This is a genomic window from Mesorhizobium sp. URHB0026, from assembly GCF_054059755.1.
The window spans coordinates 1688655-1701841 of record NZ_JBSSCN010000001.1; the positions used below are offsets into that span (position 1 = coordinate 1688655).

The following is a 13187-nucleotide window of genomic DNA, read 5'->3' on the forward strand; positions in this document are numbered from 1 at the left end:
TGAAGTGCGCGCCACTATTTCAGCAAGGGTTGCAAAAAAGCCCGGCCTTGCGCCGGGCTCTTCGCATTATCCTGCCGTCAGGCCGCTCAGGCCGACTTCTTCTTGTCGTCGTCTTCGTTGATTTCCTCGAAATCGGCGTCGACGACGTCAGAGTCCTTGGCGGCATCCGCCTTGGCGTCGGCTTCCGCCGCTTCCTTCTGAGAGGCCTCGTACATGGCCTGGCCAAGTTTCATGGAAGCTTCGGCAAGCACCTGGCTCTTGGCCTCGATGTCGGCCGGATCGTCGCCCTCGGCAGCGGTCTTCAGCGCTGCGATCGCGTCCGAAATCGCCGTGCGCTCGGCCTCCGAGACCTTGTCGCCATATTCCTTCAGCGACTTCTCGGACGAATGCACCAGGGCTTCGGCCTGATTGCGGGCCTCGACCACGGCGCGACGCTTCTTGTCGGTATCGGCGTTGGCCTCGGCATCCTTGACCATCTTCTCGATGTCGGCGTCGGAAAGTCCACCCGACGCCTGGATGCGGATCTGATGCTCCTTGCCGGTGCCCTTGTCCTTGGCCGAGACGTTGACGATGCCGTTGGCGTCGATGTCGAACGTGACCTCGATCTGCGGCACGCCGCGCGGCGCCGGCGCAATGCCGACCAGGTCGAACTGGCCGAGCGCCTTGTTGTCGGCGGCCATTTCACGCTCGCCCTGGAAGACACGGATGGTCACGGCGGACTGACTGTCTTCGGCCGTCGAGAACACCTGGCTCTTCTTGGTCGGGATCGTCGTGTTGCGCTCGATCAGCCGGGTGAACACGCCGCCCAGCGTTTCGATGCCGAGCGACAGCGGCGTCACGTCGAGCAACAGCACGTCCTTGACGTCGCCCTGCAGCACGCCGGCCTGGATGGCGGCACCGAGTGCCACGACCTCATCCGGGTTGACGCCCTTGTGCGGCTCCTTGCCGAAGAACTGCTTCACGATCTCCTGGATCTTGGGCATGCGGGTCATGCCGCCGACCAGGACCACTTCGTCGATCTCGCCAGCCTTCAGGCCGGCATCCTTGAGCGCCGCCTTGCACGGCTCGATGGTGCGCTGGACGAGGTCTTCGACCAGGCTTTCGAACTTGGCGCGCGTCAGCTTCAGCGTCAGGTGCTTCGGTCCGGTCGCGTCGGCGGTGATGAAGGGCAAGTTGATTTCGGTCTGTGTGGTCGACGACAGCTCGATCTTGGCCTTTTCAGCCGCCTCCTTGAGGCGCTGCAGGGCGAGCTTGTCATTCTTCAGGTCGATGCCCTGTTCCTTCTTGAACTCGGCCGCCAGATACTCGACCAGGCGCATGTCGAAGTCCTCGCCGCCGAGGAACGTGTCGCCATTGGTCGACTTCACCTCGAACACGCCGTCGCCGATTTCGAGTACCGAAATGTCGAAGGTGCCGCCGCCAAGATCATAGACGGCAATGGTTTTGCCTTCCTTCTTGTCGAGGCCATAGGCAAGCGCTGCCGCGGTCGGCTCGTTGATGATGCGCAGCACTTCCAGGCCGGCGATCTTGCCGGCGTCCTTGGTGGCCTGGCGCTGGGCGTCGTTGAAATAGGCCGGAACGGTGATGACCGCCTTCTCGACCTTCTCGCCCAGATAGGCTTCCGCCGTTTCCTTCATCTTCTGCAGGATCATGGCCGAGATCTGCGAGGGCGACTGCTTCTTGCCGCCGGCCTCGACCCAGGCATCGCCATTGTCGCCCTTGACGATCTTGTAGGGGACAAGCTTCTTGTCCTTCTCCGTCACCGGATCGTCATAGCGGCGGCCGATCAGGCGCTTGACCGCGAAGATGGTGTTTTCAGGATTGGTGACCGCCTGGCGCTTGGCCGGCTGGCCGACGAGGCGTTCGCCGTCGCCCGAGATGGCGACGATGGAAGGCGTCGTGCGCGCGCCTTCCGCATTCTCGATTACCTTCGGCTCCTTGCCATCCATGATGGCGATGCACGAGTTGGTGGTGCCGAGATCGATACCGATTACTTTTGCCATTTTTCTAGTCTCTCCGCTAAGCAGGCTCTCAGGACCCGGGTAAGGCGTTCCGACGAAAGCCCCTGTTCACAAGAAATACCGTCCACCCACCGGTTCTCCGGCGCCGCACGGCTTGGCGCGTATATAAGAACAGGCGGCATCGCGCGCAAGCATTCTGCGCAACGCTTCCATGAACCTTTCCGCGCCGGCCCGCGACTGATGTCCAGGTGCCGCATGGCGCGGCCCCGGAAAGGAAGCCCCCCATGACCAGCAACCCAGAGACTCCATGGTCTCCGGGACCAACAGGAGCTCGGCGCGACCACCGCCTTCGGGACGGGGTCGATGCGCTGGGCTTCCCGCTGATTCCGTTGACCCTGCGCAGGAGCAGGCGTATCGTCACTGCGAGGAAAGCAGACAATTCGATCAGGGAAGAACGAGCCGGACCACCGCGCCTTGCCCTGATTTGCGCGGCAAGTCCGGACGTCTCTCCCCTGGACTACGGGGGTAGTGTCATGTCTCGCATCCGCGGCGCGTTCGTGCTTTTTTTTGAGTTCGACAACCGCTTGCGCGGTGCCTTGCAGGCCGGTGGCCTGCTGGCTCTGGCGCTTGCCGCCAACCTGTGGCTGAGCGCCGCCGCCCAAGCGCAGGAAACCCAGATCATCTATCCCGGCTCGATGGCGGTCACCGGCTTTCCCGGCACCATCATCCCCAATTTCGACGAGGGGCTGCCGCCCGGCGTCGATCCGGTCGACGAAACCTTCATCGACATCTCGCGCGCCACCTTGCGCGTCTTCGACGTTTCACACCTGGGTGGTCCGGCTTCGGGCCAGCTCGTCTTCACGCCGCCGCCCTTCGAGGTGACAGCAGGCCAGATCGGTGAGGTGTTCGGCCTCACCTATGATGACGCCGTGCGCGACGGTGTGCCGTCTGGCGTTCCCAACCTCTATGCGGCCGCTACCTCGCTGCATGGCATTGAGATCGTCACGCCGGACGCAGACAGGGACGGCAGGCCGGAGCGGCAGCGCCGCGGCACGGCGGGCGCCACCTTCATGGAGGGCCAATTCGGCACCGAAAACGGCGGCGGACCGGGCACCATATGGAAGGTCGACGGCATCACCGGCCAGGTCGCCAAATTCGCCGACATCGACACCAACAGCGGACCCGGCATCGGCAATATCACCTTCGATCCCGCCCACCGCCAGTTCTTTGCCTCCGATCTCGACACCGGCCTGATCCATCGCATCGACGCCGACGGCAGACTGGTCGACACGTTCGACCATGGCGTCGCCGGCCGGCCGGCGCATGGGCTGGCCCCGGTCGCCGACGACGGCGCGGTGATGGACGTACAGGGCGCGGCCTTCGACTCCGAGGACCCCGACAGCTGGGGCTACACCCAGGACGAGCGCCGGGTCTGGGCCGTCTCCTATCATGGCGGCCGGCTCTATTATTCGGTCGGCGAAAAGTCGGAAATCTGGTCGGTGGGCATTGCTCGCGACGGCACCTTCGCCGGCGATCCCCGCTGGGAACTGACTGTGAAGGCCGACAAGGACTACGCCGTCAACGACATCGCTTTCGACAACAGCGGCTTCCTGTATCTCGCCCAGCGCGGCCCGATCGAAAACCGCTATGATTACAGCCGCTTCGCCGATTCCGGCAAAGGCGAGGTCATCCGCTACTTCAGGGAAAATCCCGACGATCCCTCGACGGAATCGGTCTGGGTGGAAGCGCCGCAGGAATATGCGGTCGGCTTCCCGCAAGGCAACAGGCAGTCGGCCGGCGGCCTCGATCTGCAATATGGCTACGATGCCGACGGCAATCTCGACACCTCGGTCTGCACCCAGACCTTGGTCAACACAGGCGACAAATTGCGCGACAACCCCGAGTTCGCCGAAAAGCTCGCCGTGGGCGGGCCGCTTGCCGTGCATGGCGTGCAGATCACGCCCAAGGAGCTGGTCAAGCCGGACAACGTGCCGCCCTTCGGCTCCTGGTTCGTCGATTTCGACGGCTATTTCGAGGATCCCGAAGTGGAAGGCCATGTCGGCGACGTCGCCGTCTGGCATCCCTGCGAGGGCCGGGCCGGCTATTATGAGGAAATACCGGGCGGTTATGAGCCCCCCTTCTACCCGCCGGATTTCCCACCGCCCGGCAATCTGCCTCCGTGTCTCGATGTGGAGGACGTGCAGTATTACTGCACGCCGCGCGGTCTCGAGGCCGATCTCTATCTCCATGACCATGCCGGCTTCGGCGGCGATTCGATCAGGGCCCAATCCAGGACGCCAGGCGTCGCGGTGACCTCACCTATGTCGCATGCACCGGGCAAGCCCTACACGATCGACATCACCGGCCACTATCCGGGCGACAGAGTGGATGTTGGACTTTGCTTCTACAGGAAGTCCGACAAGGACAAGGGTGGCTACTACCCTTGCTGCAAGATGACCTTGCCGCTCCGAACCCCAGCCGTCAGCTGCGAACGTTGAGGAGGCAAAGATGAACAGTCTTGCCCCATCCCCGCTCGCGGCCAAATCTCCCAAAACCGTCATGGAGACGATCATGAAACCCCTGTCACTCGCCAGGCGCGGCGCGCGCCGGCTGATGGCGGCCGGGATCGCGGTCGCCCTTGCGCCCGCGCTGCCGGCATCCGCCGCCCAGACCGTCCAGGCTCTCACCAGCCAGGATGTGCAGCCGCTGCAGTTCGACAATCCGCGCATCATCAACCCGGAACCCGGACGTGTCGTGCCGTTCTTCACCAAGACCGGGGGCCAGCGCAGTTGCGACTATGTCTTCTATACCTTGACCTTCGGACTGCGCGGCAATCCGCAAGGCTTTGCCAATCCGGCCCTCGAGGCCGCGCTGAAGAAAGCCCGGCTCGACTTCAAGGACCAGCTTCCGCACGGTCTTTCGATCGTCAATGTGACCGTCTCCGGCGACGGCACCGATGCATCGGGTGGGGCCTTGCCGGGCGCTGTCGTAAGCGCTTCGGCCGGCCCCAACGACACGGCAACGGTTTCCGATTTCCGGATTTCCGCCAGCGATCTCGATGGTTCGGGCGCACTGAACGAACGCGTCATCACGTTCCGCATCACCGCCAAGATCGACCACGGCGCGTTTCCAGCGCCGGTCAACGTCGACAACCAGGGCATGATCAAGGTCACCGGCGGCACCGGCACGGGCACCATCATCCTGTCGCACGATCCGGGCAAGCCGGACGACGGCAACATCGCGACCGGGGAAAAGACCTCGATCCGGATCGACCTCACCAAATGCGACAAGCAACCCCCGCCTCCAACCGACCACGGGTGTTTCAAGGTCGAACGCGGCACGGTTGACTGCGTGCCCGGCGGTGGTGCCTTCATCTATCACATGCCTGTCGGCCCCGAAATGAGCGGCAAATGGGTGCAGGTGTCGACGACCTCATCAGGCATCAGCATCGTCCCCGACACTCAGAAGGTGCCGGCGGGTGGCGGCGTGCTCAACTGGAAGATCGTCGGCGCGTCACCCGGCGACGTCATCCACCTCATCGTCACCGGCATCGAGACCTATGCCGGACCGAAGGAGGGCTGGGGCCTGTGCTGCACGCAAACCATCGACATCGTCATTCCGCGTGACCAGAGGTGCCCGCCCAGGGATAAGGAACCGGACCTCAAGGTTGAAAAGCATGCCGACGTCACACGCTGCACGATGGGCGGCGGCTGCGACTTCACCATCCGCGTCACCAATGTCGGCACAGCGCCTTACAACGGTAAGATCGTGCTCGACGAGGTGACGCTGCCGGCCGGCTCGACGCTGAGTTCAGGGCCCAATCCGCCCTGGGTCTGCGCGCCGGGAACCACCCCGATGACGTGCACCTACCCGGTGACCACGCTCGCTCCGGGAGCCTTTGTAGACCTCAAGCTCGGCTTCAAGCCGGCCGGAGGCTGGCAAGGCAGCGTGCTGCGCAACTGCGCCACCTACAATTACGGCGCCAGCGGCAAGCCGCTGTTCGGCAGCCAGGCCAATGACCGGGGCTGCGCCTCGATCCCGATCTGCCGCCGCGGCGACCGCAATCCGGATTGCCAGCCGCCAGTCGAGAAGAAGGTCGACCTGATCCTTAAGAAGCGTGCCCGCACCGAAGTCTGCACCGCCGATGGCGTCTGCACCTTCATCATCGACATCATCAACAACGGCACATCGACCTATAACGGGCCGCTGACGGTGATCGACAACTACCCCGGCGGCGCGCCGGCATTCTCGACCTTCGGGCCGAGCCCGCCCTGGACATGCGGCCCTAACGGCCCCGGCCAGTTCCGCTGCGACAATGCCGGCATCTCGCTGCCCGCGGGCGCTTCGACGCCGATCTTCGTCAAGGCGGTCATGGCGGCCGGCTACCGGTCCGACACGGTCGAGAACTGCGCCGAGGTGAAGGCCATCCCCGGTGAGGTCGATCTCACCAACAACAAGGCCTGCGCCAAGGAACGCATCCGCCATCCCAACAGCGGCCAGCCGACCTTGCGCATCACCAAGGCGTGCAACGGTTCGCTGGCCGGCGCGGCGCTGGTGTCCTGCCGCATCACCGTCGCCAATGTCGGCACGGCTGCCCCCACCGGTCCGGTGCGGGTCGACGATGCCGCCACGCTGGTTTCGGGCGGCGCGCCTGTCCAGATCCAGACCGTGACCCCTGACGGCGCGGAATGGGCATGCGGACCGGTTCCGGCCAATGCGTTGTCGTGCCAGATACCAGGCGCCGTCATGACGCCTGGGACCTCAAGGCATTTCGACGTGACGGTTTGGGCCAATGGCGAATTCGAGAACTGCGCGCGCGGCTCCTATGGGCCGGCGCAGGGCGACGACGTCGTCTACCCCATCGGCCAAGCCTGCGCCAAGGGCGGCGGCTCCTCGACCATCCGTGTCGAGAAGACAGGCGACCGCGAATGCAGGCTGAGCCAGCCCTGCTCGTTCGACATCACCATGACCAATGACGGGACGAGCCCCTTCTCGGGCCCGGTCCGCATCGGCGATGCGATCGGCGTCGATGGGCTTGGCCGGCTGGAAGGCGTCGCGATCACTTCGATCGAGCCGCCCTTCGGCTGTTCGCCGGAACCGACGACCTTGCCGGCCTCCTGCATCGCCAACCTGACGCTCGGCGCCGGCGAAAGCCGCTCGTACCGTGTGACAGTGGTCATCCCTGACGATGGGCGTCTTGCCAACTTGCAGGGTAATGTCAACGGCCGGAACTGCGTTGGCGTGCTCTCTCCCGAGACACGGGTGCAGAACGGCGGCGACGTGCTGTCCAACGACGCGACCAATGTGCAGGGGGATCGCGGTAAGGCCTATGCCTGCCATCCCTTCATCATCACGCATGAGGTGAAGAACCAGTGCTCGCCGGGCTTTGTCATGAACGACGCCGGCAGATGCGTCTGCCCGGAAGGCACCACCTTCCGCAACGGCCAGTGCACCGGCGGCGGCACCAATGTTCTGCCGACACCTCCACCGCCGCGCTGCGTGCTGCTCGAAGGCCAGATCCGCACCGAGGACGGACGTTGCGTCTGCCCGCGCGGCACGGAGCTGGAGAACGGAAAATGCGTCGGGACCGACAAGCCCGAGCAGTGCACCATCCGTGGTCAGGTCCACAATGCGGACGGGGACTGTGTCTGCCCGCAAGGCACCGAGGTGCGAGACCGGGCCTGCCGCCAGATCCGGCCAAAGCCTCAGCAGTGCCGCATCCCTGGCCAGTTCCGCAATGCCGATGGCGATTGCGTCTGCCCGCAAGGCACCGAGCTGCGCAATGGCGCCTGCCGTCCTGTCGGGCCGAAGCCCGAGCAGTGCACCATCCGTGGCCAGGTCCACAATGCGGACGGGGACTGCGACTGCCCGCAAGGCACCGAGGTGCGAGACCGGGCCTGCCGGCCGATCAGGCCGAAGCCTGACCAGTGCACCATCCGAGGCCAGGTCCATGACTCAGATGGCAATTGCGTTTGCCCGAAGGGTACCGAGGTGCAAGGCAATGCCTGTCGGCGCAAGCAGCCGCAGTTGGAGCAGTGCGACATACGCGGCCAGGTCCGCAACAAGCGCGGCGAATGCCTCTGCCCGCGCGGGACCGAGGTGATCGACGGCGCGTGCCGCAAGCCCAGGCAAGAGAGCGAATGCGCGCCGGGTTCGCAGATGGTCAACGGCCAGTGCCAGCCGATCTTCAGGCGGCACTGTCCGGAAGGCATGGTCGGGCGCTATCCGAACTGCCGGCCGATGCGCGGGCAGCCATCGCTGGAAATCGATCCGGGGCAGTTGCTGCAATTGCTGCCGCGGCGCAGGCAGGCGATCGACCAGCAGCAAGACCCGGTGCCAAACAGGGTGCTGAAGCTCCAGCAGCAGTAAGCACCCGCGCGACACCAAACGAAAACCCGCTGGAGCAATCCGGCGGGTTTTTCTTCATGATCCAGGCAGGCGAAGGTTGGCGGCGACAGGATCGGGAACGCCGCGACGTTACCCTGCCTGTGGAACCGCTGTACTGGCGCCCTCGACAAGTCCCCGGGAGCGCTTTAGGCAGTCGGTACGCAGCGATCGTAGCAAAAGGGCGCCCGGAAAGGCCGCGAGATGAGCAAAAAAACCTTGATCGCACCGTCGGTGCTGGCATCGGATTTCTCGAAGCTCGGTGACGAGGTCGAAGCGGTGGCGGCGGCCGGTGCCGACTGGATCCATCTCGACGTGATGGATGGGCATTTCGTGCCAAACATCACCTTCGGCCCGCCTGTCATCAAGGCGATCCGCAATCGCACCAAGGCCTTTTTCGACTGTCACCTGATGATCGCGCCAGCCGACCCCTACCTCGCCGCCTTCGCCGAAGCCGGCTGCGACGGCATGACGGTGCATGCCGAGGCCGGGCCGCATCTCGACCGCTCGTTGCAGACAATCAGGAACCTCGGCAAGAGGGCGGGCGTCTCGCTCAATCCGGCAACGCCGGAAACGGCGATCGAATATGTGCTCGACCGGCTCGACCTGATCCTGATCATGACCGTCAATCCGGGTTTCGGCGGGCAGGCCTTCATCCCGGCAATGGTCGACAAGGTGAGAAGGATCAAGGCGCTGATCGGTGACCGGCCGATCCGCATCGAGATCGACGGAGGCGTCTCGCCGGAAACCGCTCCCTTGGTCACCGCTGCCGGCGCCGACGTGCTGGTGGCCGGTGCTGCCATCTTCAGGGGTGGCAGTGTCGAGGCTTACCGCGCCAATATCGAAGCGATCAGAGCGGCGGCCGACAAGGCCGCCGGCTAACACAGCGCGGTCATTCCGGGACCAATTGCCACGGATCGGCGTCGTTGGAAGGGCATGGTCTGCCGCATATCCGAATCAGGCTGCGCGGCGATCTGATTCGGGCAGTCGCCTGCTGTCTTTGCGCGCGACAGAAAAGATGCTCGCATGGGAGCACAAGAAACAGATGATCCTGCGTGCATACAAAACACGTTAAACTTCTGCTGGTTGTAGAAATATTCGAATTCTCGCGATCGGCTCCGCGCATTGCGTATATTTCATTGTCCTAAAGTACAATAGCGCGATCTTCTGCTTGAGTGCCGGAAGCGTAGCGCTGTATGGTACACGTACGGAGAGAGAATTCGGACTCGAATTGCCCAAGACGACAGTAAGGGGACAAGGAGTCGCTTTTGACGTACGGAGCTGCCAATCTGAGCGACGACGGGACCGGAGCCAAGAGCACACTTGCCAGCACGGTCTATCATCAATTGCGTGATGATCTTCTCGGCGGCGCTCTTGAAACCGAAAGCAAGCTGCGCGTCGAGTGGGTCGTTTCCAAGTATGGCGCCGGTGCCTCTCCGGTTCGTGAAGCCCTCAATCGCCTTGCCTCCGAAGGTCTCCTTGGCCGCCATGACCAGCGTGGCTTTTTCATCATGCCGGTCAGCGCGACGGAACTCGAGGAACTGACGCGCACCCGCTGCTGGCTCGAGGAGCGGGCCCTGCGCGAATCCATTGCCCACCGGACCGCCGAATGGGAAGAACAATTGGTGCTGGCGCTGCATCGGCTGGGGCGGGCCTCACGGCTTTCGTCGCAAAGTAGCTCGTCGCTCAATCCGGAGTGGGAGAAAGTGCATCGCACTTTCCATCGGGTGCTGATCTCGGCGTGCCGGTCGCACTGGCTGGTTGGCTTCTGCGACCAGCTTTCCGATCACGCCTACCGCTACAGGCAAATGGCCAATGACGGGGAGAGCATCCAGCGCGACGATTTCGCCGAACATCGGTTGATTGCTGAAAATGCGCTGGACGGAAATGCGGATGGTGCCGTCCAGGCCCTGATCGATCACTACCAGCTGACCGCCGCCATGTGCATGGAACGCTTCAGGCAAGGCGAGGCACCCGCTGGTCCGGGTCAGCGCGCCCAGCGTTGACGGCTGTTTGGTCGGCGCCCTCTGCCGTCCCATCCCTCGAATCTTTTCGGTGGACGCAGGGCAGCCTGTCGCGGCCTTGACGGCAGGGCTGGGAAACGCGAACTCTTCGTCGCGTGCCGCCGAGACCGCGGCCGGCATCACCCTGGGAAGATGTCATGAGCAATCATCTGTTCGATGCGTTCCGGTCCCGGATGCCGGCGCCTGGGCATATGTTGATGGAAACCGATGATGGACGCTCGCTCACCTATGGCGACATGCTGGCACGCTCGGCGCAGCTTGCGCATGCGCTCCTGCAAATGGATGTCGCGCCCGGCGACCGGGTTGCCGTGCAGGTCGAGAAGAGCCCGGAGATGGTTTTGCTCTATCTCGCCTGTGTGCGCGCCGGCGCCGTCTTCCTGCCGCTCAACACCGCCTATACGCTGGCCGAGCTCGGCTATTTCTTTGGGGATGCGGCACCTCGGGTGATCGTATGCGATCCGGAACGATCGGCGGACATCCGTGGGACGGTCGAGCCGTCCGGTGCCGTCGTGGTCACGCTCGACCGCGGTGGCCAGGGATCCCTGGCGGACCAGCCATCGCGTCAGTCTTCCGAGTTCCACGATGTGGAGCGCGGCGCGGACGACCTTGCGGCGATCCTCTACACGTCGGGAACGACCGGCCGTTCGAAAGGCGCCATGCTCAGCCATGAGAATCTCGCCTCGAACGCGCGGGTGCTGGTCGAGCAATGGCGGTTCACCAGGGATGACGTGCTGATCCACGCTCTGCCGATTTTCCACACGCACGGCCTGTTCGTCGCCACCAACGTCACCCTGATGGCCGGCGCCTCGATGCTGTTCGAGCGGAAATTCGACGCGGGCCGCATCGTCTCGCTGCTGCCGCGCGCCACCGCCCTGATGGGCGTGCCGACCTTCTATACCAGGCTGCTGAAGCAGGACGGGCTGGATCGCGAGGCGGCGAAAAACATCCGGCTGTTCGTGTCTGGTTCCGCGCCGCTGCTGGCCGAAACGCACAAGGCCTGGCGAGTCCGTACCGGCCACGCCATCCTCGAGCGCTACGGCATGACCGAGACCAACATGAACACCTCTAATCCTTATGAGGGCGAGCGGCGCGCCGGAACGGTCGGCTTCCCCTTGCCCGGCGTGTCGCTGCGCATCGCCGATCCCGATTCCGGCAAGCCGCTTGCCCAGGGCGAGGTGGGCATGATCGAGGTCAAGGGCCCGAACGTGTTCCGCGGCTACTGGCGCATGCCGGAAAAGACCAAGGCGGAATTCCGCGCCGACGGCTTCTTCATCACTGGCGACCTCGGCATGATCGACGCCGACGGCTATGTCCACATTGTCGGTCGCGGCAAGGACCTGATCATCTCAGGCGGCTACAACGTCTATCCGAAGGAGCTCGAAAGCGAGATAGACGCGCTCGACGGCGTCCTGGAAAGCGCCGTCATCGGCCTTGCCCATCCGGACTTCGGCGAAGGCGTCACCGCTGTGGTCGTGCGCTCGCCCGCGTCGCGGATCAGCGCGGCCGAGATTCTCGACGCTATCACCGGCCGCATGGCGAAGTACAAGCATCCCAAACGGGTGATCTTCGTCGACGACCTGCCGCGCAACACGATGGGCAAGGTGCAGAAGAACCTTTTGCGCGACAGCTACAAGGATCTCTACATCCCAAGCAAAGCCGGCTAAGCAGATATCGCGCTCCGGCCCGCGAACGCTGGCTCAGGTCGGGTACAACAGTTCGGCGACATGGTCTGCGATGGCCAGGCTCGCCGTCAGGCCTGGGCTCTCGATGCCGAACAGATTGACGATCCGGCCCACGCCATGATCGGCCGGTCCCTGAATCACGAAGTCCGCCGCGGGCTGCCCGGGTCCCGAGAGCTTCGGCCGGATGCCGGCATAGGCCGGCTGCAGCGCGCCATCCGCGAGATCGGGCCAATAGCGGCGGATCGCCTCGTAGAAGACGGCGCTTCGGCTGGGGTCGACCGTGTAATCCACGCCGTCGATCCATTCGACGTCGGGGCCAAAGCGCGCATTGCCGGCCAGATCGAGCGTCAGATGGACGCCAAGACCCCCTTCGACCGGACCCGGATAGATCAGCCGCGAAAAGGGTGACCGCCCTGGAAGCGCGAAATAATTGCCGCGCGCCAGCCACTGCCGGGGGATGACATCCCATGGGAAACCCTCGATCCGACTGGCCACGGCCTGCGCATCGAGGCCGGCTGCATTGACGAAAGTGCCGGCCTCCACGGCGAAGGTCTCGCCATTGGCGTCTCGCGTGTCGAGCCGGATCCGATCGGCTTCGATCGTCGCCCCGGCAACGGAGGTGAGGAAGGCGAAGGACGCGCCTGCTGCTTCCGCGTCACTGCGTAGCGACAGCATCAGCGCGTGGCTGTCTATGATGCCCGTCGATGGCGACAGCAGCGCGCCGGCGCATCTCAGCGCCGGCTCCAGGCTTTCGGCCTCGGCGCGTGTCAAAAGCTCGAGATCGTCCACCCCACAGCGCTTCGCATTGGCCTCGATCGCCCGCAGCCCGTCCGTCTGGCCGGGTTCGCTGGCGACGATCAGCTTGCCGGCGCGGCGATGGCCGATAGTGTGTTCGGCGCAGTATGCATAGAGCTGCCGGCGCCCTTCGACGCACAGCCGGGCCTTCAGGCTGCCGGGCGCATAATAGAGCCCGGCATGGATGACTTCGGAATTGCGTGAACTGGTGACGGTGCCGATCGCGTCGGCCTTTTCGATCACCACCACCTCGCGGCCCGACAAGGCCAGCGCTCTGGCGACGGCAAGCCCGACGACACCTGCTCCGGCGACGACACAATCGATTGTCTGCATGGCCTCGC

Annotated in this window: 7 protein-coding genes; 5 read left to right on the forward strand and 2 right to left on the reverse strand. The window is 64.3% G+C overall.

The features are described 5' to 3' along the window. Positions 1-86: 86 nt before the first annotated feature. The gene (dnaK, locus tag ACVWWD_RS08610) at positions 87-2003 is read right to left on the reverse strand and encodes a molecular chaperone DnaK (RefSeq protein WP_352546343.1); all 1917 of its coding nucleotides are present in this window, start codon (positions 2001-2003) and stop codon (positions 87-89) included. A gap of 242 nt (positions 2004-2245) precedes the next feature. Between dnaK and ACVWWD_RS08615 the strand changes: the two genes are divergently transcribed. The 5 genes from ACVWWD_RS08615 to ACVWWD_RS08635 all read left to right on the forward strand — a co-directional run bounded on the left by ACVWWD_RS08615 (position 2246) and on the right by ACVWWD_RS08635 (position 12033). Further along, positions 2246-4459: an NHL repeat-containing protein gene (locus ACVWWD_RS08615; RefSeq protein WP_352546344.1), complete on the forward strand. Its 2214-nt coding sequence runs from the start codon at positions 2246-2248 to the stop codon at positions 4457-4459. A gap of 10 nt (positions 4460-4469) precedes the next feature. Further along, positions 4470-8330, forward strand: a complete 3861-nt coding sequence (locus tag ACVWWD_RS08620) for a DUF7929 domain-containing protein (protein ID WP_457103020.1) — start codon at positions 4470-4472, stop codon at positions 8328-8330. Between the two features lie 219 nt (positions 8331-8549). Next, positions 8550-9227, forward strand: a complete 678-nt coding sequence (rpe, locus tag ACVWWD_RS08625; protein WP_023772073.1) for a ribulose-phosphate 3-epimerase — start codon at positions 8550-8552, stop codon at positions 9225-9227. Between the two features lie 386 nt (positions 9228-9613). After that, positions 9614-10351 (forward strand): GntR family transcriptional regulator, encoded by a 738-nt coding sequence (locus tag ACVWWD_RS08630; RefSeq protein WP_023772074.1) that lies wholly within the window; start codon positions 9614-9616, stop codon positions 10349-10351. A gap of 155 nt (positions 10352-10506) precedes the next feature. Further along, positions 10507-12033, forward strand: coding sequence for a malonate--CoA ligase (locus ACVWWD_RS08635; protein ID WP_457103021.1), 1527 nt, complete (start codon positions 10507-10509; stop codon positions 12031-12033). 33 nt (positions 12034-12066) lie between these two features. Here the strand turns inward: ACVWWD_RS08635 and ACVWWD_RS08640 are convergent, their stop codons facing one another. Further along, positions 12067-13179 carry an NAD(P)/FAD-dependent oxidoreductase gene (locus ACVWWD_RS08640; protein ID WP_352546347.1) on the reverse strand — a complete coding sequence of 371 codons (1113 nt, stop codon included), beginning with the start codon at positions 13177-13179 and terminating at the stop codon, positions 12067-12069. Between the last annotated feature and the right edge of the window lie 8 nt (positions 13180-13187).